Source organism: Leifsonia sp. EB41 (genome assembly GCF_041262565.1).
Lineage (GTDB): Bacteria > Actinomycetota > Actinomycetes > Actinomycetales > Microbacteriaceae > Leifsonia.
Window position 1 is genome coordinate 1,410,828 of record NZ_JBGCCJ010000001.1, and the last position, 19,809, is coordinate 1,430,636.

The 19,809-nt window shown below is 69.2% G+C and carries 17 protein-coding genes; 1 reads left to right on the forward strand and 16 read right to left on the reverse strand.

Annotated elements, in window-relative coordinates; all coding sequences use genetic code 11:
• Positions 1-445: 445 nt before the first annotated feature.
• A complete protein-coding gene (locus ABH923_RS06960; RefSeq protein ID WP_370054605.1) occupies positions 446-1,243 on the forward strand; it encodes a WecB/TagA/CpsF family glycosyltransferase in 798 nt (265 codons plus the stop codon).
• Here ABH923_RS06960 and ABH923_RS06965 read toward each other — a convergent pair.
• The 16 genes from ABH923_RS06965 to rpoC form a co-directional block, all read right to left on the reverse strand.
• Positions 1,194-2,303: a hypothetical protein gene (locus ABH923_RS06965; RefSeq protein ID WP_370054606.1), complete on the reverse strand. Its 1,110-nt coding sequence runs from the start codon at positions 2,301-2,303 to the stop codon at positions 1,194-1,196. The two genes, ABH923_RS06960 and ABH923_RS06965, sit on opposite strands and share 50 nt — an antisense overlap.
• 104 nt (positions 2,304-2,407) lie before the next feature.
• A complete protein-coding gene (locus tag ABH923_RS06970; RefSeq protein WP_370054607.1) occupies positions 2,408-2,899 on the reverse strand; it encodes a DUF6121 family protein in 492 nt (163 codons plus the stop codon).
• 49 nt (positions 2,900-2,948) lie between these two features.
• Positions 2,949-4,100: a hypothetical protein gene (locus ABH923_RS06975; RefSeq protein ID WP_370054608.1), complete on the reverse strand. Its 1,152-nt coding sequence runs from the start codon at positions 4,098-4,100 to the stop codon at positions 2,949-2,951.
• Positions 4,101-4,200: 100 nt separating this feature from the next.
• Entirely contained in the window at positions 4,201-4,938 is a 738-nt protein-coding gene (gene pilO, locus ABH923_RS06980; protein ID WP_370054609.1) for a type 4a pilus biogenesis protein PilO, read from the reverse strand.
• Positions 4,935-5,693 (reverse strand): hypothetical protein, encoded by a 759-nt coding sequence (locus ABH923_RS06985; RefSeq protein ID WP_370054610.1) that lies wholly within the window; start codon positions 5,691-5,693, stop codon positions 4,935-4,937. The genes pilO and ABH923_RS06985 overlap by 4 nt, the downstream gene beginning before the upstream one ends.
• Positions 5,690-6,742: a type IV pilus assembly protein PilM gene (gene pilM / locus ABH923_RS06990; RefSeq protein ID WP_370054611.1), complete on the reverse strand. Its 1,053-nt coding sequence runs from the start codon at positions 6,740-6,742 to the stop codon at positions 5,690-5,692. The genes ABH923_RS06985 and pilM overlap by 4 nt, the downstream gene beginning before the upstream one ends.
• Before the next feature lie 23 nt (positions 6,743-6,765).
• Positions 6,766-7,599 (reverse strand): A24 family peptidase, encoded by an 834-nt coding sequence (locus ABH923_RS06995; RefSeq protein WP_370054612.1) that lies wholly within the window; start codon positions 7,597-7,599, stop codon positions 6,766-6,768.
• Entirely contained in the window at positions 7,596-9,260 is a 1,665-nt protein-coding gene (locus ABH923_RS07000; RefSeq protein WP_370054613.1) for a hypothetical protein, read from the reverse strand. Before ABH923_RS07000 ends, ABH923_RS06995 begins: the two co-directional genes overlap by 4 nt.
• Positions 9,251-9,823 carry a PilW family protein gene (locus ABH923_RS07005; protein WP_370054614.1) on the reverse strand — a complete coding sequence of 191 codons (573 nt, stop codon included), beginning with the start codon at positions 9,821-9,823 and terminating at the stop codon, positions 9,251-9,253. Before ABH923_RS07005 ends, ABH923_RS07000 begins: the two co-directional genes overlap by 10 nt.
• Complete coding sequence (locus ABH923_RS07010) at positions 9,820-10,233, reverse strand: prepilin-type N-terminal cleavage/methylation domain-containing protein (RefSeq protein ID WP_370054615.1); 414 nt, start codon at positions 10,231-10,233, stop codon at positions 9,820-9,822. Before ABH923_RS07010 ends, ABH923_RS07005 begins: the two co-directional genes overlap by 4 nt.
• Before the next feature lie 126 nt (positions 10,234-10,359).
• Positions 10,360-10,842 carry a type II secretion system protein gene (locus ABH923_RS07015; protein WP_370054616.1) on the reverse strand — a complete coding sequence of 161 codons (483 nt, stop codon included), beginning with the start codon at positions 10,840-10,842 and terminating at the stop codon, positions 10,360-10,362.
• A 145-nt stretch (positions 10,843-10,987) separates the two neighbouring features.
• Positions 10,988-12,217 carry a type II secretion system F family protein gene (locus ABH923_RS07020; RefSeq protein WP_370054617.1) on the reverse strand — a complete coding sequence of 410 codons (1,230 nt, stop codon included), beginning with the start codon at positions 12,215-12,217 and terminating at the stop codon, positions 10,988-10,990.
• Positions 12,217-13,749, reverse strand: coding sequence for a type IV pilus twitching motility protein PilT (locus ABH923_RS07025; protein ID WP_370054618.1), 1,533 nt, complete (start codon positions 13,747-13,749; stop codon positions 12,217-12,219). The genes ABH923_RS07020 and ABH923_RS07025 overlap by 1 nt, the downstream gene beginning before the upstream one ends.
• Entirely contained in the window at positions 13,746-15,416 is a 1,671-nt protein-coding gene (locus ABH923_RS07030; protein WP_370054619.1) for a GspE/PulE family protein, read from the reverse strand. The genes ABH923_RS07025 and ABH923_RS07030 overlap by 4 nt, the downstream gene beginning before the upstream one ends.
• A gap of 165 nt (positions 15,417-15,581) precedes the next feature.
• Positions 15,582-15,812, reverse strand: a complete 231-nt coding sequence (locus tag ABH923_RS07035; protein ID WP_370054620.1) for a hypothetical protein — start codon at positions 15,810-15,812, stop codon at positions 15,582-15,584.
• Positions 15,813-15,901: 89 nt separating this feature from the next.
• Positions 15,902-19,777, reverse strand: coding sequence for a DNA-directed RNA polymerase subunit beta' (gene rpoC / locus ABH923_RS07040; protein WP_370054621.1), 3,876 nt, complete (start codon positions 19,775-19,777; stop codon positions 15,902-15,904).
• Positions 19,778-19,809 lie beyond the last annotated feature (32 nt).

Genomic DNA, 19,809 nt, shown 5'->3' on the forward strand with positions numbered 1-19,809 from the left:
TGAACTTCTCCTTATATGGACTGCACGGTGACAGTTGTCGCTTTTTTCCCCGCACCCCGAGCGACCCGCTTCGCAGGCGATCGAGGAGTTGGGGAGTATCGGACCGATGGCCGATATGCCGTGGGGGCGGTGATTCCGTGCGGTCTCTCCGCCCATCGGATGAGTACGTGCCGGCCCGCTCGGTGTCGGCTCTCGCGAGCACACAACAAGCGCGCGTCAGAGCGCACACCCGATAAATACTATCGTCCGCGCGGTGGGCGGTCAAATGAGCGAGGGCGTGCTAGCGGGCTGTCCGCGCACAGCGGAATGGGAGCGCGTCGTCGGGTGCGCGACAGCAACACCCGGTGAAGTCCGGGGTGATCGCCGGCGCCGCGATGCGCTGCAGCGCCTGCCGCGCGCGCCGTCCGGAGGGTGGCATCCACTATATATATGTCACTCTTTCCCGATGCAGACCTTCGAACGCGCCGTCCTGGGCGGCATCCAGCTCGACAGGGCCGACCTCGACGAGTCCAGCCGCCACGTCATCGACCTCGCCCGCGCCGACGGCGGGATCGTCGTCACCTCGAACGTCTCGATCTCGCGCCACCTGCGCACCGTCGGCCTCCCCGAGCTCGAGGAGCAGACCTCCTTCTGGACCGTCGACGGCGTCCCGCTCACCTGGCTGCTGCGGATCGCGGGCAAGGGCCGGTTCCCCCGCGTCACCGGGACGGACCTGATGAACGCCGTCATCGAGCACCCGGGGGCGACCGACCTGCGCGTCGGCATCGTCGGCGCGCACGCGGCCGAGGCGGAGACGTTCTACCGTGCGCGCGGCCACGCGCACGTCCACGGCGCCGCCCTCCCGTTCGCCGAGCCGGGAAGCCCGGCGCTGATCGACGCCGCGAGCGCGTTCATCGAGCGCGTGCGGCCGGACGTGCTGTTCGTCTGCCTCGGCTTCCCGAAGCAGGAGCGCCTGATCCTGGAGCTGCGCACGAGGCATCCCGAGAGCATCGTTTTCATCGGGGCCGGGGCCGCTGCGCAGATGAACACCGGGCACTTCCCGCGCGCACCGCACCTGATGCGCCGGCTCGGGCTGGAGTGGGTGTGGCGGATGGGTCAGGACCCGTCGCGCCTGGTGAGGCGCTATCTGCTCCAGGACCTGCCCTGGCTGGTCGGGATGATCCCGGTGGCCGTGATCGAGCGGGTGCGCGGCCTCACGCGCCTGCCTGCGCGGCAGGCCCGTCGTTCGCGATCAGCGGGGTGAAGAGCGCGCCGCCGCCGTCGAAGGTCAGGATGCCGCGGAAGTCGAAGCTCCACGGGTCGGTGTAGCCCTGGCCGGACGCGCCGTCGGACTTGCGGGTCAGTGTCGCCTCCGCCGAGATGCTGCCCGACGTGCTGTCGACCGTCCAGCCGCCTGTCGTCCACACCGGGTCGATCGTGACGTCGGGGCGGGTGTGGAGCTGCCAGCTCACGTTGCTGATGTCGTCGGCGGCGCTGTCCGCGTAGGTGCCGAACGGGCAGTGGGCCGGCAGCGCGTCGTGCGAGGCGACGCACCCGTCCAGCCAGGTGTTGATCGCGGTGCGCGCCGCCGCCTGGCCGCTGTCGGACAGCCGGGCGGTGAACACCGTGGGTGAGGCGGCGCCGCCGGCGGGAATGGAAGTGATCGCGCTCATGGGGACGTCGAAGTTCGCGCTCTTCGAGACGAGCTCCACCGGGTAGGTGCCGGGCAGCGCGCGGAGGGTGACGTCGGTGGCGAGCGGCATGTTCTGCGGCTTCACTCCGGCGACCGCGTACTGGATGCCTGCGGGGCCCTCGACCATGAGGTCGACGGTGTCGGGCTGGATCCGGCCGAGGCGCCAGAACGGGAGCCAGGGGAGGCCTCCCTCCTGCTCCACGACGAACGAGCGGTTGTACGTGTGATCGCCCTGCGTGATCTGCGCCTGCACGGTCGTGGTGGCGCCGTGGGTGACCGGCGACTGCACGGTGAAGGAGCTGACGCGGTCGGTGATCCGGGAGTACGCGGCGTCGGTGAGCAGCACGTCCCCGCTGTTCGCGCGGATCCCTGCCAGCTTCATCGCGGCCTCCGCCCGGCCGTGCTCGAGCTCGCCCAGGTACTGCGCGACCAGCGTGCGGGGGAGGTTCTGGATCGCGACGACCGCCGACAGCGACACGGTGACGCCCGCGGCGGTGACCAGGAGGGTGACCGCGGCGATGAGGGCGAGGATCCAGCGGCCCGCGTGCGAGCGCCGGGGTCCGGCGGGAACCGGGGTGGGTGTGGAGAGGGTGTCGTCGTCCGGGAGGGCAGGGACTGGAGCGTCGGACATCGAAACCTCTCTGTCGGGTTCCCGCAGTGTATCGACCGGGGGTGGACCGTCGCGTCCACCCGTTCGGGTCACCCGGCGCGCTCCTCGTCGCGCTCCTCGCAGCGCTATTCGTCGTCGGGCCGCTCCCACGGCCAGCGCGGCCTCCCGCGCTGCCGGAAGCGGCCGACGAGGACGAGCTGGTACAGCAGCATGATCAGGACCGCCGCGGCGCCGGTGGCGATGGCGTAGAGGCTGCCGAGCTGCCCGGCGGCGAACAGCACGAAGTGTAGGACGTCGCCGGTCGCGAGCGCGCCGGCCACTCCCCCGGTCAGGCAGTAGGCGAGATAGCACGCGACACCGGCGCCGAGCGCGTTGAGCGGCGCGATGCGCTGCTGATCGCCCGGCACGCGGATCCCGGTCAGGATCAGCAGGACGAGGAGCACGGCCACGGCGACGCCCGTCATGATCGGCCCGACCAGCGGCCCGGCGGAAGGGTCGGGGATCACCTCGGTGTCCGTCCCGAGCGAGATCAGGCCGAACGCCGCGACGAGGACGGCCAGATAGAGGCCCGCCGCGAAGCAGGCGACGACGATGGCGTAGGAACGCTCCTCACGCATGGGAGCCCCCTCGAAAACGATTCGGGCGGAAACGGTTCGGGACCGTCGGTCAGTACCCCTGAGCGTACGCGTTGGCTGCCTGGTTCTGGGCGTCGGCGAGCTGCTGCTCGTAGTCGGCCTGCGCCTCCGCGTTGCGCGCCTTCAGCTTGCGTCCGCGCGCGGCGAGCCAGGCTCCCGTCCACACCGACATCTCCCGGGCGATGACGCCGGCGAGGACCGCGAACGGGTTCACCCAGACGCGACTGAGGATGAGCGCCTGCTCCTCGGCGTTGCGCGACAGGTAGTGCGCGTCCGAGAGCTCGGCGCCGATGTAGACGAGGTAGACGAAGACCGCGACGACCAGGCCGCCGAGGATGTACGCCCACCAGCGGGCCCGGTTGATGATCTGGATGAGCACGACCATCCCGACGAAGAACGCCACGATCGGGGCCCAGCCGGCGATCTGCGACGTGAAGTACTGGGTGAGCACCGGCAGGAACTCGCTGCTCGGCGTCAGCATCGCGCCGACGACGACCACGGCGACGGCCCAGAGCACGGCGAACGCGACGGTGCCGACCAGGGCGATGAGGATGCCGACGCCGCGGTTGCTCTTGCGCTTGGGCGGCTCCGGACGCTGCAGGAAGATCGGCGCGACCGGCTGGGGGATGAACGGCGGCGGGGTCTGCGCGGCCGGGACTGCCGCGGCGGTGGCCTCGCCCTGCGCTGCTGCGGCCGGCTGCTGCGCCTGCTGGGTGGTCGCCTGCTGGGCGGCCTCGCCCGCGATGATGACCGGCGCGGCGGACTGTGCAGGAGATGCGCTGTCCACGGTCGCGTCGCCCGCTGCGGTGGCGCCGGGCTCGGTGGAGGAGCGTGCGACGGCCGCAGCGACATCGTCGGGCGAGGAGGTCACGGGCTCCGGCTCGATCGCCGCGGTCGGCGGCGTGGAGACGGGGGCGGCGGGGACCTCCGCCGCTGCGTCGTCAGCGGGACGGTTGAGGTGGCCTCGGGCGGACACCGGCGCCGACGGCGGCACACTCATCTCCGGGTCCGTGTCATGCGGCTCGCCCGCGGACGCCGGGGCCGGCTCGGCCGCGACGGGCTCTTCGTGCAGAGCGGGCTCAGCGGCGGCGGACTCGGCCGGCGCGGTCGCAGGCGAGGTGGCAGGTTCGACCGACCCCGCTTCATCCCGCTTGCCGGCGGGTTCCGGTGTCGTGTCGCTCATGCTGGCACTCCTCGCTGCGCCCCCAGTGGGCACCCTGTGATCTGGTGCCCACTGTAGCAACGGGGGACGGCGGGGCGAGGGAGGTGCGGCGGGCGGGCGGCTACTTGGAGGGGGCCGTGGTGGAGGCCAGGACGTACACGAAGCCGGAGATCACGTAGGTGTCCCCCTGCACAGCGGCTCCCTTCGCAGAGCTGTCGCCTGCACTCGCTCCGCCCGAGATGCCGTTCACGACGAACAGGCGCGGCCCGTGCTGCAAGGCGTGGACGAACGCGATGGTCGACGGGAGCGGCCCGGCGACACCGATCTTCACGGAGATGGCGAGGAAGTTGGCCGCGGTGATCGCGGGGTCGCTATGCGGGACGGGAGCCTGCGCGCCCGGCGCGGGCGCGGGGGCAGCCGTCGCCGTGGGCGACGGAGTCGGCGTTGGAGTCGGCGTGGCGGTCGATGACGGCGTCGAGCTGCTCGCGGCGGGAGCCGACGCGCCCTGGGGCGCGTAGGCGACTTCGTCTCCCGGCGTCACGTTCTGGACGGTGAGCCCCTGGGCCGCCGCCGCCTCGCGGACGGTGTCGATGAACTGGCTGAGGTTCTCCTGAGCCGGGATGGACTGACGCAGCACGCCGACCTGATCCGTCAGCTCGCCGATCTTCTTGTTCTGCTGCGCCAGGCTGTTCAGGAGGGCCTGGTTCGCCTGGTTGGCGGCCGCCGCCTGCTCGCGCGCCTGTTCGGACGCCGCTGCGGAGTCCAGAGACGGGCGGACGCCGAGCAGGAAGCCTCCCGCCAGCACGGCCGCCATCGCGACGCCGAGGAGGATCATGAAAAGCCGGTTCTTGTCCATCATTTGCCTCCCGTCGTCGGCAGATATCTGCCGTCCCAGGCCGTGACTCCGTAGTGCAGCGTCGCGATCGCCTTATATCCCGTCGACTCGGCGGTGATCGCACCCGCAGATGCGTCGACGACGTTGGGCAGGCCGCCGATCGTCGAGAGCCACTGCGTCACGGTGGTGAGATCGGGCGCCGAGATCGTCACCGTCGCCGTCGCGACGCGGGTGGGTGTCCCCGGCACGAGCGACTGCTGGTAGGGGGTGAGCGGCGAGGCCGCGTCGATGGAGACGTCGGTGATCGTCGTTCCGGCCGGCAGCGACTTCAGGAGCGAGTCGCCGACTGCAGACCAATCGATGTCGGTGGCGCCGCCGACCGACTGGCCGGCCTTGAGGAGCGCCGCCTCGGATTGAGCCGCGCGCAGCGGCGCGTACTGCGCCTGCTGCTTGAGCAGCGCGCTGCTGCGCCCCTGCTCCGCTGTCGCGGCGACCTGTGCGGTGAAAGCGAATGCTGCGGCGCCGAGCACCGCGGCGATCACGACCGCGACTGTGACCACGAGCCCCATGCCCATCCTGCGCACGAGCTTCTCGTGCTTGCGCGCGGTCCTGATCTCGGTCGGGAGGAGGTCGACCCGGGGCTCTGCACCCACCCGGATGTCGACCGCCGGCAGGCTCTGCCGCGGCATCTTCGCGGGCTTGGCCGGCTTGTTCGCGACCTCGGTGCCGCGTTTCGTACCCGTACGGGTCGCCGCGATCGCGTCCGATGCTGCGCTCATGCTGCAACACTCCCCATCGCCAGTCCGAGCGCGACGGTGATCTCGCGCTGATCGATTCGAAGGTCCTCTGCCCGCAATCCGCGGGAGATCGCGATCGTGCTGAACGGATCCCCGTCCTCGACGGGGAGGCGGGTGAACTCGGCGAGCGCCGACGCGAAGCCGGGGAGCTGCGCGGCGCCTCCCGCGAGGACGATGCGCTGCACCGGCGTCGTCTCGCGCGTGTTCGAGAAGTACGCAATGGTGTTGCGGAGGCTGCCGAGCAGCTCGTTGACGACTTCGTAGATCACGGTCGCTTGGGAGTGCTCTTCGGCGGTGGACACGTTCGGGGCGAGCCCCAGCGTGCGCTTGGCGGACTCGGCCTGGGGCGGAGTGAGGGAGAGGCGCGTCGACAGCGCCGTGGTCAGGTCCTGTCCGCCCGTCGGGATGATCCGGACGAACTCGGGCACCCCGTTGGTCGCCACGATCACGGTCGTGGTGCTCGCGCCGACATCGATCAGAGCCACGGTTCCGGCGACGCGGGGCCGGGTGACCAGGGCCCGCTGCAGTGCGAACGGGACGAGGTCCACCTCCACCGGCGTGAGGCCGGCCGCTTGCACGGCCTTCACGTTCGCCAGGATCGCGTCCTTGACGGCGGCGATGAGCAGTCCGTTCACGGTCGGGCCGTGCTCGCCCGTCCCCTCGCTCGTCGGGTAGAAATCCAGGATGGTCTCGGAGACCGGGAGCGGCAGCATCTCCTGGACGAGGAACGGCAGGGATTCGCGAATACGTGGCAGCGGCGCCCGCGGCACTGTCAGATCCCGCGCGAACACCCGCTGGTTCCCCATCCCGAGCACCACGCGCTTGGTCTTGAAGCCGCTGTTCGACCAGAGCCGCTTCAGCAGTGCGCTCACGGTGTCGGACTCGATCACCTCGCCGCGATTGACCGCGCCGGGAGGCACGTCGATCCGTCCATAGCGGACCAGTGTCGGCTTCGGCTTCTCGGCGTCGGCCAGCTCGACGGCGCGGATGCTCGCGCTGCCGATGTCGATGCCTACCACGGTGTTCGCCATGTCATTCCTTCTCTCACGGCCGATCAGGCCAGGCCGACCAATCGGAGGTACGCGGTCCAGATAGCGGGGCCGGCGACGAGGCCGAGCCACGCTCCGGCGAGCATCGAGGGCCCGAACGGGATGCCACCGTCCCGCTTCACACGCCGGGCGACGAGCAGTGCCACCGAGACGAGCCCGCCGATCACGAACCCGCCGAAGACGCCGATCGCGAGCGAACTCCAGCCGGCCCAGCCGAGGTAGAGCCCGAGCAGTCCTGCCAGCTTGATGTCGCCGAAACCCATCGCGCCCTGCTTGGTCAGGCCGAGCAGCAGGTACAGCAGGAAGGCGGCGGCCCCGCCGATCAGCGCCCGCAGCACCGACCAGCCGTCGCCCTCCAGGATCCCGACGAGGATCAGGAGGCCGCCGCCGACCGCGTAGGCCGGGAGCACGATCTTGTCCGGGAGCCGGTGGGTGTCCAGGTCGATGAGCGCGAGGGCGACGGAGACCGCCATGAGGTACAGGTAGGCGACGAGCTCGAGCATCGCCGCGGCGATCCTCGTCCCCGACCCGCTCGCGACGGCGTCGACGAGCGCGGGCAGCCGCCACAGCGCGACCGCCGCGAACCCGAGGGCTGTGCCCAGTTCGACGGCCGGGTAGCGGATCGAGATCGCCGCCCCGCAGTCGCGGCAGCGCCCGCGGAGCACGAGCCAGGAGAGGACGGGGATGTTGTCGACCGCCCGGATCCGCGACCCGCACGACGGGCACGCGCTCGGCGGGGCGACGATCGACCGGCCGGCCGGGACCCGGAAGACCACCACGTTGAGGAACGAGCCGATCAGCGACCCGAACACCCCTGCGAGCACGGCGAACACGATCACGACCCCGTGTAGTTCCGGTTGGAGACGACGGTGCGCGTCGTGGTCGTCCCGCTGCCGCCGGTGCTCGACCCGGTGGACAGGTCGACGCCGGGGAGGCCGATGGCGACGTAGCCGATCGAGGCGCCGCCGCTGATCGTGGCGGAGCCCGCGAACACCTGGCCCTGGAAGTTCACGCCGGTGCCGATGTTGAGGTCGCACGGGGAGTACATCATCACCGCGTCCTGGATCGTGCCGGAGGCGTTCTTGAACACCGGATTCCCCGAGATCGTGAAGCTCTCGCCGGAGGCGCAGGTGGGGGTCCCGTTCGCCGTGGCGTCCGGGTTGATCAGCCAGACCCGGGCGGGCGCCGACGGCACGATCCCGCCACTGTTGCCGATGGTGATGGTGTTGGCGAAGATCGCGATGTCGTTCGAGATGGCGAGCTGGTCGCTTCCCGTGAGGGTCAGTCCGTTCGTGCACTTGCGCGCGTCGATCAGGCCCTTGCCGCCGGCGATGGTCGTCACGGCGGCCCGCAGCGTGGTGATCGAGCACGTCCCGGCGGGGAGCACCACGGGGGTGAACCCGGTCCAGGCGGTGGGGTCGTAGTTGTAGTCCACCCAGTTCGGCACGCCCGGGGTCGTGGGCTGCGCATACGGCGACGGCCCAGGCCCGGCCGGGATCTGGGTGTATGAGCCCAGCGTGCTCGGCCGGTTCGTGTTGAGGACCGACTTGCCTGTCGCGTTACCGATCACCTTCGAACCCCAGTCCAAGGTGATGGTGCCGTAGTTCCAGATGTTGCCGCCGATCGCGCCTCCGGAGTTGAAGGTCGTCGTCGTGGACGTGAGGTTGCCGTTGATGTTGCTCGAACCGCCGGAGAGGCTGGTCGTGGAGGCCGACCACGCACTTCCCTTGATCGTGCCGCTCGGGATCGAGATCGAGTTGGCGACCGCGTTCCCGCCGACCGAGACGCCGCCGTTCACGGTCAGCGCGCCGCTGGTCCAGACGTTGCCCGTCACGCTGCACGACCCGGACATGGTCAGGTTGCCGTTCTTCACGACGAGGTCGGAGGCGCCGCTGGAGGCGCCGTTGCAGTTGACGTCGCCGGTGCTGATCATCACCTTGGGGCTCGACCCGTCGACGGAGACGAGCGTTCCGGAGCCGCCGAAGTTGCTCGACGAGTAGGCATAGACGGCCGGCCCGGTGGCGCTGATCTGGGTCGGCTGGGTCGAGGGGCCGAGGACGCTCTCGAGCGTCTTCGAGTCGTTGGCCCGTTGCCCTCCGTCGCCTCCGTTGGCCGCGGTGCCGTTGGACAGGATGCGCACGTTGGTGTTGCCCGCGGCCGGACAGCCCTGCACCCATCCCGAGCCGCCGGGGACGTAGACGACCGCGCGATAGACGGGGGTCTGGCCCGCCGCGCTCTGATACACGCCGCCGACCGCCGAGCACGTGCCGTTCTCCAGCCCCACGGTGGCGACGGCGATTCCCGCCTCCGCAGCACCCTGCGCTTGGACGCCCGCGCGCGTGGCGGTGCTGAAGCTCACGGCGTAGATCACCGAGCTGCTCATCAGCGCGATCAGCAGGATCGAGACGGCCATGAGCGCGACGACCGCGCCCATCGCGAAGCCCTCGTCGCCGCCGGACATGGTGGCGCGCACCCTGGCGCGCAGTCTGATCAATAGCATGTGCCGCTCGCCGCCACTCCGGTCTGCTGAAGGATCGTCGTCTGCATGGTCACCGATTGGCCCGCGGCGACCGACGCGACGAAGCCGACCTGCAGGTTGTACCCGACCCCTTGGAAGATCGGGGTGGTGCCGACCGGTGAGACTCCGCCGGCCAGGTAGGTCCACGTGGCGAGTTGCGCCGCCGTGGGGAGGAGGATCTTGGTGCCGTCCGCCGTCGTGGTCGTCCGGAAGGTGTTCGTCGACGCCTGGTAGTACCAGGCACGGCAATTCCACACGAGGGTGGAGCCCGATCCGGCCGTGCGCGCCACGAGCATGAGATCGGAACCGCTCGTCTGGACGGTGAACTCGGACGCGTTCTCGATGCCCTGGGTCAGGCTCCGCATCGTCAGCTGAGCGCTCGTGGAGGCCGCAGTCCGGTTGGAGATGGTGTTCTGGGATTTCGCCGCAGAGGCGAAGAGACCGAACGCGATCCCGATGATGAGGATGGACAGCGCCGCGGCGATGCTGAGCTCGATGAGCGTCATCCCGGAGTCGCCGCGAGTGCCGCGCAGCAGCCGGTTCACGACGCGCTCCGGACGATCACGAGGGTGGAGCCGGTGGCGACGGCCTGCAGGCTGTTGCTGCTCATGACGGTGACGCTCACCGAGACGGTGCCGGGATAGGTCGCCGGGCACGCGCCGACGGTGCGGGTCGTCGAGAAGGTGACGCCGCGGGTGTCGGTCAGCGGGCCGATGACGGCGGAGCCGAAGGCCTGGATGCCCGCACAGGTGGTGCCGGCCGTCCGCGCTTGGACGAGGTTGTTGTTCACGAACTGCGTGGCCGTCGCGACGCTGACGTTGCGGACGGAAGTCTTGAGGATGCCGATCAAAGACGGCAGGAGGGCGAGCGAGAGGATCGCGAGCAGGAGCATGGCGATGAGGACCTCGATGAGGGTGAAGCCCTCGTCCTTCGGTCGCTCTTGCGTGCGGATCATGTCTCACTCCCAGGTGCTAGGTCGGGTGGGGAGTCTAGGGCCGGCGTTCGGGCGCCGGTGGTGCGTGCCGGGAAACGGCAGTGGCGGGAGGACCGGGCGAGTTCCGGTCCTCCCGCCGTGCGGGGCTTAGCAGACGCCGCTGGCGACGCCTGTCGAATCGCTGATGTGGAAGGTCTTGCCGGTGTCGGGGCTTGTCGCCGCGATGCAGAAGGACGTCCAGGTGGAGCCGGCCTTGAGGGTCGGGCCGGCGCCGGCGGCGTAGTTCGGGACGCTGGCGGTCGCGCCGAGAGCACCGAAGGTGGTGGTGCCCACGGTGGTCGTCGGGGTGATGGAGCCGCTCGGCACCGTGACGGTGGCGTCGCTGCCGAACTGCGTGTACGCAGCCACGTAAGCGGTCTTGGCGTTCGTCAGGTCGGACTTGACGGCGCTCTCCTTGGCGCCGTTCTGGACCCCGATGAAGATCGGGATCGCGATCGCGGCGAGGATGCCGATGATGATCACGACGACGAGGAGCTCGATGAGGGTGAAGCCCTTCTCGGACTGCTCGGTGAGGGAGTTGCGGCGAGCATTCAGCTTGCCCATGAGGCGGAAGTACATTGCAGTGTCCATTCGGTCGGGCGGTCGGGTGTCGATCTGAATGGAACCGTTCGGTCCATCCGATGGCTGATGCTATTTGCCAAGGAATTCTCAGGAGAATCCCGCGATCGGGGGGTTTTCCGCGGAATCCCGGCCCCAATGCGGGGGCCGCTGAGTGTCAATGAATCAAGGATGTGATCTGGAAGATGGGCAGGTAGAGGCACACGATCATGCCACCGACCACGACGCCGAGGAACCCGATCAGCAGGGGCTCGATGAGCGAGGTCAGCGCCTCTGTCGTCGCCTCGACGTCGTCGTCGTAGAAGCTCGCGACCTTCTCGAGCATGATCTCCATCGAGCCGGCGTCCTCGCCGACGGCGATCATCTGCGTGACCATCTGCGGGAAGAACGGCTCGGCGAGCAACGGCTTGGCGATCGACTCGCCTCGCCGGACTGACTCCGCAACCCGGGCGAGGGCGTCCTCCAGCACCCAGTTGCCGGAGGTCTCCCCGACGATGCGGAGGGCCTGGAGGATCGGGACGCCTGCGCCGATCATGCTCGAGAAGTTGCGGGCGAACCGGGCGATGGCGATCTTCTTGAACAGCGGTCCGAACACGGGCAGCCGGAGCTTCAGCCGGTCGACCTGCTTCCTGACCTTCTCGGTGTTCTTGTTGTTGCGCCACCAGAGCCAGAACAGGATGCCGACCACGAGCAGGAGCGGCCCGAGCCAGACCATGGACTGCGAAATGACGACGAGGATCTGCGTCGGCAGCGGGAGCTGCCCGCCGAAGCCCTCGAACATCTTCTTGAAGATGGGCACGATGAACACGAGCATGACGACGACGGCGACGAGCGACATGACCAGGACCACCACGGGGTAGGTCATCGCCGACTTGATGGTCGAGCGGAGTTTCACCTCCTTCTCGAAGTTCGTCGCGACCGACTCCAGCGCGTGGTCGAGGAAGCCGCCGGCCTCGCCCGCCCGGATCATGTTGATCATGAGCGGGGGGAAGTCCTCGGAGTGGGCCGCCATCGCCGTCGACAGCGCAGTGCCCTCCTCGACGTCCTCGCGGACCTTGTTCATGATCTCCGGGAGCCGCTTGCCCTCGGCCTGGTCGGCGAGGATCGTGAGGGTCCGCAGGATGGAGATGCCGGACCCGATCATCGTCGCCATCTGCCGGCTGAGGATCGCGAGCTCCTTGAGCTTCACACGGTGCTGGAAGCCGGGGATGGAGATCTCCCGTTGGAGACCCGTCCCGGTGCCCGCCGCGCTGATCGCGACGGGTGAGAGCCCCATCGACTGCAGACGGGACACCACGGCGCCTTCGCTGGGCGCGTCCAGCCGGCCCTTGACGAGCTTCCCGGCCATGTTGCGGCCGGTGTACGCGTACCCGGTCACCCCGGCCATCAGCGCACCGTCCCGGAGTACGAGTCGCCGAAGTCGATGTCGGAGGCGGCGATCGCGCGAGCGGAGGCCTCGGTGGGCGACTCGACGCGTTGCACGAGCCTCCCGAAGCCGGACGGGTCGTGCGCCTTGTCCATGCCGGTGCGGTGCGTGATGACGCCGCGGTTGACCAGGTCGGCGAGTTGCTGGTCCATCGTGTGCATGCCGAGGTCACGGCCGGCCTGCATCATCGACGCGATCTGGTAGGTCTTGCCCTCGCGGATGAGGTTCGCGATGGCCGGCGTCATCTTCAGCACCTCCGTGGCGACGGCGCGGCCTTTGCCGTTGGAGCGTTTGACGAGGGTCTGGCAGACGACGCCCTGGAGCGTCGCGGCGAGCTGGGCTCGCACCTGATCCTGCTGGTGCGGCGGGAAGACGTCGATGACGCGGTCGATGGTCTGGGGCGCGTCCTGCGTGTGCAGCGTGGCGAAGACGAGGTGACCCGTCTCTGCCGCCGTCAGCGCCACCGAGATGGTCTCCAAGTCACGGAGCTCGCCGATCAGGATCACGTCGGGGTCCTGACGCAGCACGTGCTTCAGGGCGTTGCCGAAGCTGTGGGTGTCGTGGCCGACCTCCCGCTGGTTCACGATCGAGCTCTTGTGGGAATGCAGGAACTCGATCGGGTCTTCGACCGTGACGATGTGGTCGCTCCGCGTGGCGTTCACGATGTCGATCAGCGCCGCGAGCGTGGTCGACTTGCCGGAGCCGGTCGGGCCGGTGACGAGCACAAGACCACGCGGCAGCCCGGCGAAGTCGCCGACTTGCGCCGGGATCCCGAGCTCGGCGAGCTGCTTGATCTCCGTCGGGATCAGGCGGAAAGCCGCGCCGTACGCGCCGCGCTGCTGGTACAGGTTCACGCGGAAGCGGGCGTTCGCGGAGATCGTGAACGCGAAGTCGAGCTCGAGCTCGCGCTGGAAGACCTCGGCCTGACGCTCGGTCAGCAGGCTGAACAGTGCGCGCTCGACCCGAGGCCGGTCCCACGATGCGCCCGCCCCGACGGGCCGGAGACCGCCGTCGACGCGGATCATCGGCGCGGCGCCGACCGTGACGTGCAGGTCCGAACCGCGCTGCTCGATGATCTGGCGCAGCGCTGCGATCAGCTCGGGGTCGGCCTTCGCGAGCGCCTCGCGCTCCACGTCGGTCAGCGTCTCCACGTAATCCGACGGGGCTTCCTCCTGCCACGGGACGGTCGCGGCGACCGGTGGAGCGACCGGTGGGGCGCTCGGTGGTGCGCTCGGCGGCGCCATCGCCGGGATCGGGATAGTCGGGATCGTCGCCCCGTAGCCCGGCGCGGGCGGCGGATAGCCGCCGAGCGGCTGGGCCGCCGGCGGCGGGAACACCGGGACGGCCGGACGCAGTACGTCGGCCTCCGGCAGGCCCACTGGCGCCGGCGCGGGCGGAGGCGGCGTGGGGAACCACTCGCGCGGCGCCCCGTGATCCGGCACCACCGGGATCTCGTAGATCGGCTTGTCCACTCCCTGCTCCCATTCGTTCATGCGACCACCCGCAGAATCTCCTCGATCGATGTGACGCCGAGCTTGACCTTCTCCCAGCCGTCCTCGCGCAGCGTCAGCATCCCCTGCGCCCGGGCCACGCGCTCGATCTCCGCGCTGGACGCCCGGCTGACGGCGAGGCGCTCGATGTCCTCCGTGACCGTCATCACCTCGTGCAGGGCCAGCCGTCCGCGGAAGCCCGTGTTCGAGCAGAAGGTGCAGCCGACCGGCTGGAAGACGGTCGGGAGCTCGTCGACGCCGTCCGGCTGCACGTTGAGGCGTCGGAGGTCCTCCTCCGAGAGCTCCTTGCGGGCCTTGCAGCGCTCGCACAGGCGGCGCGCCAGGCGCTGGGCGACGACGCAGTCGAGCGCGGAGCCGACCAGGAACGGCTCGATGTCCATCTCCACGAGCCGGGTGACCGCGCTCGGCGCGTCGTTCGTGTGCAGGGTCGAGAGCACGAGGTGGCCCGTCAGCGCCGCCTCGATGGCGATCTGCGCGGTCTCGTGGTCGCGGATCTCGCCCAGCAGCACCACGTCGGGGTCGCTGCGGAGGATGCTGCGCAACGCGCTCGCGAAGGTCAGACCCGCCTTCGGGTTGACCTGCACCTGGTTGATCCCCGCCATCCGGTATTCGACCGGGTCCTCGACGGTGATCACGTTGATCTCCGGCCGGGAGACGGCGTTGAGGGTCGTGTAGAGCGTGGTCGACTTGCCCGAACCGGTCGGGCCGGTGACCAGGATCATGCCGTACGGCTTCGAGTACGCGGTCTCGAACGCCTTGGCGTTCCGTTCCAGGAGGTTGAGGTCGCGGAGCGTCATGCTGGTGTTGCTGTTGTCCAGGATCCGCATGACGACCTTCTCGCCCCACACGGTCGGGAGGGTCGCGACGCGCAGGTCGATCTGCCGTCCGCCGTGGACGACCGACATGCGGCCGTCCTGAGGCTTTCGCCGTTCGGCGATGTCGATATCGCTCATGATCTTGAGCCGACTCGTGACACCGTTCTGAACGCTCTTCGGCGCGCTCTGCATCTCGTGCAGCACACCGTCGATGCGATAGCGGACGCGGAGCTCGTTCTCCCCCGGTTCGATGTGGATGTCGGAGGCGTGGTCCTGGATCGCCTGGCTCACCAGCAGGTTGACGAAGCGCACGATCGGCGCGTCGTCGTCGCTTGGGTCCGAGAGCGCGAGGGTGGCCTGTTGTGCGGCCGCGTTCTCCTCCTCCAGCGTGTTGGAGAGGTCGCTGAGCTCGTCGTCGGCGCGCAGATAGCGGTCGATCGCGCCGGCGAGGTCCGTTCCCTCCGCCACGAACAGGCGGACGGGCGCGTGCGCCGCCGCGCGGACATCGTCGAGCGCGATCACGTCGCCAGGGTCGGCGGTGGCGACCACGAGGGTGTCGCCGTCCCAGCCGATCGGGAGCACCATGTGCCGACGGCAGATCGCCGCGGCGACGTGGGCGACGGCAGAACGGTCGACCGGGTAGTCGACCAGCTCGACGAAGGGGACGCCCGCCATCGCCGCACGGGCCTGGGCGAGCTGCACGGAATTGATGGAGCCGCGCGCGAGCAGCTCGCGCGCGATCGCCTCATCGGCGGCAGGGTCGGTGGAGACACGGTCCAGGTACTCGATGGGCAACAGGCCGTGCAGGATCAGGATCTCTGTTATGGACGCCACGGGGACCTCCTCGGATAGCAGGCCTGCCGGCGTCGGGTCACCGGCAGAGCATCGCCGTCCCCCGGGCGAGTCTCCGGGCGGGGCGAAGCCCTGTCACCCTAACTTCCGCTGAGGCTCGCTCAACAGTCCCGCTTGCGGGTGCCCCATTAAAGGGGGACAGCGCTCTCAGCGGCGCCGGAGGTCGCCGCGACGGCTCGCGAGGTAGACAAGGACACCGGCCAGCACGGCGCAGCCCATCGTCGTCATCCAGAACGGGAGGGTGCCCGCGGCGTGACCGGAGACGGCCTGCACGATGCCGACCACGAAGCTCACCAGCGCGACGACGAGCGCCACGGCCGCGAAACCGACCATCGAACGGCCGACCGTGTCGGTGTATTGCAGCAGCTGTCTCCACACCCTTCCATTGTCCCGTACCGGGGAGGCCGGGAACGACGAAGGCCCCCGGCAAACGCCGGGGGCCTTCGTGGTACGGACTGCCTACACGCTTAGTTGTAGGTGCCCGGGGTGTAGTCGTCCGAGCTGAAGCTGTCGAAGTCGACGAAGCTCAGGTCGTTCTCGCTGAACGCGGAGTCGTCGGCGAAGATGCGGTTGGGGTACCGCTCCGCCTTGGCCTCCTCCGTCGCCTCCACCGAGACGTTCCGGTAGCGGGACAGGCCCGTGCCGGCCGGGATGAGCTTACCGATGATGACGTTCTCCTTGAGACCGATCAGCGGGTCGGACTTGCCCTCCATGGCCGCCTGCGTCAGGACGCGGGTGGTCTCCTGGAAGGACGCGGCCGAGAGCCACGACTCGGTCGCCAGCGAGGCCTTGGTGATACCCATGACCTCCTGACGGGCGGACGCCGTCTTCTTGCCCTCGGTCAGCGCAGCACGGTTGATCTCGTTGTACTTCGACCGGTCGACGAGCTCACCAGGGAGCAGGTCGGTGTCGCCGTGGTCGACGACCGTGACCTTGCGGAGCATCTGACGGACGATGACCTCGATGTGCTTGTCGTGGATCGGCACGCCCTGCGAGCGGTAGACGCCCTGGACGCCGCCCACCAGGTGCTTCTGCACCTCGCGGACGCCCTTGACCCGGAGGACTTCCTTCGGGTCGACGGTGCCGACGATCAGCTGCTGGCCGAGCTCGACGCGCTGGCCGTCCTCCACCAGGAGGGTCGAGCGCTTCAGCACCGGGTAGACGTGCGGCTCGTCGCCGTTGTCCGGGGTCAGGATGACCTTGCGGGACTTGTCCGTCTCCTCGATGACGATGCGGCCGGCGGCCTCGGCGATCGGGGACGCACCCTTGGGGGTACGCGCCTCGAACAGCTCCTGCACGCGCGGCAGACCCTGGGTGATGTCGTCCGCGGAGGCCGAACCACCGGTGTGGAAGGTACGCATCGTGAGCTGCGTTCCGGGCTCACCGATCGACTGGGCGGCGATGATGCCGACCGCCTCGCCGATGTCCACCAGCTTGCCGGTCGCGAGCGAACGGCCGTAGCAGGCGGCGCAGACGCCGACCGCGGACTCGCAGGTGAGCACCGAGCGGACCTTGATGTCGGTCACGCCGGCGGCCACCAGGCGGTCGATGAGCACGTCGCCCACGTCCTCGCCGGCCTTCGCCACGACGTCGCCGTTCGAGCCCACGGCTTCGGACGCGAGGGTCCGCGCGAACACGGAGTTCTCGACGTTCGGGTCGCGGGTGAGGGTACCGTCGGCGCCCACGGTCGCGATCGGAAGCTCGAGGCCCTTGGTCGTGCCGCAGTCGTCCTCGCGGATGATGACATCCTGCGAGACGTCCACCAGACGACGGGTCAGGTAGCCCGAGTCCGCCGTACGGAGGGCCGTGTCGGCCAGACCCTTACGGGCACCGTGCGTCGCGATGAAGTACTCCGCCACCGACAGACCCTCGCGGTACGAGGAGATGATCGGGCGCGGGATGATCTCACCCTTCGGGTTGTTCACCAGACCACGCATACCGGCGATGTTGCGCACCTGCAGCCAGTTACCACGGGCGCCGGAGGTCACCATGCGGTTGATGGTGTTGTCGACCGGGAAGTTGGCGCGCATGGCCTCGGCCACCTCGTTGGTCGCCTCGGTCCAGATCTTCACCAGCTCCTGGCGACGCTCGAGGTCGGTCGTGAGACCCTTCTCGAACTCCGCCGTGATCTTCGCGGCCTTCTTCTCGTAGCCGGCCACGATCTGCGCCTTGTTCGGCGGGGTCAGGATGTCGCTCAGCGACACCGTGACGCCCGAGCGGGTGCCCCAGTAGAAGCCGGCGTCCTTGATCCGGTCGAGCGCCGCGGCGACCTCCACCTTGGGGTAGCGCTCCGCCAGGGCGTTGACGATCGACGAGATCTGGCCCTTGTCGGCGACCTCCTCAACGTACGGGTAGTCCGCCGGCAGCGCCTCGTTGAAGAGGGCGCGGCCGAGGGTGGTCTCCACGATCGCGGTGACCGGCGTGGCGCCGGTGTCGGCGGCGTCGGACGGAACGTAGTCGTTCAGGCGGATCTTCACCTTGGCGTTGAGGTGCAGCGAGCCCTGGTCCTTCGCGAGGATCGCCTCGGAGACCGAGGAGAACGCGCGACCCTCGCCCACAGCGCCCTCGCGGACGGTGGTGAGGTGGTGCAGACCGATGATCATGTCCTGCGAGGGCAGGGTGACCGGGCGGCCGTCGGACGGCTTCAGGATGTTGTTCGAGGCGAGCATCAGGATGCGGGCCTCGGCCTGGGCCTCCACCGACAGGGGCAGGTGCACAGCCATCTGGTCGCCGTCGAAGTCCGCGTTGAACGCGGCGCAGACGAGCGGGTGCAGCTGGATGGCCTTGCCCTCGACGAGCTGAGGCTCGAACGCCTGGATGCCGAGACGGTGCAGGGTGGGAGCGCGGTTCAGGAGGACCGGGCGCTCGCGGATGATCTCCTCGAGGACGTCCCAGACCTGCGGGCGCGAACGCTCCACCATGCGCTTGGCGGCCTTGATGTTCTGAGCGTGGCTCAGGTCGATCAGGCGCTTGATCACGAACGGCTTGAACAGCTCCAGCGCCATCTGCTTGGGCAGACCGCACTGGTGCAGCTTGAGCTGCGGACCCACGATGATGACCGAACGGCCCGAGTAGTCCACGCGCTTGCCGAGCAGGTTCTGGCGGAACCGCCCCTGCTTGCCCTTCAGCATGTCGCTGAGGGACTTGAGCGCGCGGTTGCCGGTGCCCGTGACCGGGCGGCCGCGGCGGCCGTTGTCGAACAGCGCGTCGACGGCCTCCTGGAGCATGCGCTTCTCGTTGTTCACGATGATCTCGGGGGCACCGAGGTCGAGCAGGCGGCGGAGACGGTTGTTGCGGTTGATCACGCGGCGGTACAGGTCGTTCAGGTCGGAGGTCGCGAAGCGGCCACCGTCGAGCTGGACCATCGGGCGCAGCTCCGGCGGGATGACCGGGACGACGTCGAGGACCATCGCGGCCGGCGAGTTGCCGGTCGCCAGGAACGACGACACCACGCGCAGGCGCTTGATCGCGCGGATCTTCTTCTGGCCCTTGCCGTTGGCGATCTGCTCGCGGAGCAGCTCGGCCTCGGCGGCCAGGTCGAAGGCCAGCAGGCGGCGCTTGATCGCCTCGGCGCCCATGAACGCCTCGAAGTAGAGGCCGTACCGGTCGACGAGCTCGTTGAAGTCCGCGTCCTCCGGCTTGAGGTCGCCGACCTTGAGGGTGCGGAACGACTCCCACACGCGCTCGAGGCGGGCGATGTCCTCGTCGTAGGACTTGCGGATCTGGCCCATCTCCTTCTCGGAGGTGTCCTTGACGCGACGCTTCTGGTCGGCCTTGGCACCTTCCTCCTCGAGGGCGGCGAGGTCGGTCTCCAGGCGCTGCAGACGCTCGGCGACGCGGGCGTCGCGCTGGTCGGCCAGCGTCTTGATCTCCAGGCGCAGCTCGTTCTCCAGGCCGGGGAGGTCGGCGTGACGGCCGTCCTCGTCCACCTGGATCACCATGTAGGCGGCGAAGTAGATGACCTTCTCGAGGTCCTTCGGCGCCATGTCGAGCAGGTAGCCGAGACGGCTGGGCACACCCTTGAAGTACCAGATGTGCGTGACCGGCGCGGCCAGCTCGATGTGGCCCATGCGCTCGCGGCGGACGGAGGACTTGGTGACCTCCACGCCGCAGCGCTCGCACACGATGCCCTTGAACCGGACGCGCTTGTACTTGCCGCACGAGCACTCCCAGTCGCGGGACGGTCCGAAGATCTGCTCTCCGAACAGGCCGTCCTTCTCGGGCTTCAGGGTGCGGTAGTTGATCGTCTCGGGCTTCTTGACCTCGCCGTAGCTCCAGCGACGGATGTCGTCGGCGGTGGCCAGGCCGATACGCAGCTCATCGAAAGTTGTCGATTCGAGCAATGTTTCACTCTCTCCTATAGAAGATTCGTCAG

Coding starts and splice junctions, on each gene's coding strand:
- ABH923_RS06985 (WP_370054610.1), bottom strand. CDS start 5,693: ATGAGCGCAGCATCGGACGCGATCGCGGCGACCCGTACGGGTACGAAA.
- ABH923_RS07015 (WP_370054616.1), bottom strand. CDS start 10,842: ATGGACACTGCAATGTACTTCCGCCTCATGGGCAAGCTGAATGCTCGC.
- ABH923_RS07025 (WP_370054618.1), bottom strand. CDS start 13,749: ATGAACGAATGGGAGCAGGGAGTGGACAAGCCGATCTACGAGATCCCG.
- ABH923_RS06970 (WP_370054607.1), bottom strand. CDS start 2,899: ATGCGTGAGGAGCGTTCCTACGCCATCGTCGTCGCCTGCTTCGCGGCG.
- ABH923_RS07010 (WP_370054615.1), bottom strand. CDS start 10,233: ATGATCCGCACGCAAGAGCGACCGAAGGACGAGGGCTTCACCCTCATC.
- ABH923_RS06965 (WP_370054606.1), bottom strand. CDS start 2,303: ATGTCCGACGCTCCAGTCCCTGCCCTCCCGGACGACGACACCCTCTCC.
- pilM (WP_370054611.1), bottom strand. CDS start 6,742: ATGGCGAACACCGTGGTAGGCATCGACATCGGCAGCGCGAGCATCCGC.
- pilO (WP_370054609.1), bottom strand. CDS start 4,938: ATGATGGACAAGAACCGGCTTTTCATGATCCTCCTCGGCGTCGCGATG.
- ABH923_RS06975 (WP_370054608.1), bottom strand. CDS start 4,100: ATGAGCGACACGACACCGGAACCCGCCGGCAAGCGGGATGAAGCGGGG.
- ABH923_RS07020 (WP_370054617.1), bottom strand. CDS start 12,217: ATGGCCGGGGTGACCGGGTACGCGTACACCGGCCGCAACATGGCCGGG.
- ABH923_RS07000 (WP_370054613.1), bottom strand. CDS start 9,260: ATGCTATTGATCAGACTGCGCGCCAGGGTGCGCGCCACCATGTCCGGC.
- ABH923_RS06960 (WP_370054605.1), top strand. CDS start 446: ATGCAGACCTTCGAACGCGCCGTCCTGGGCGGCATCCAGCTCGACAGG.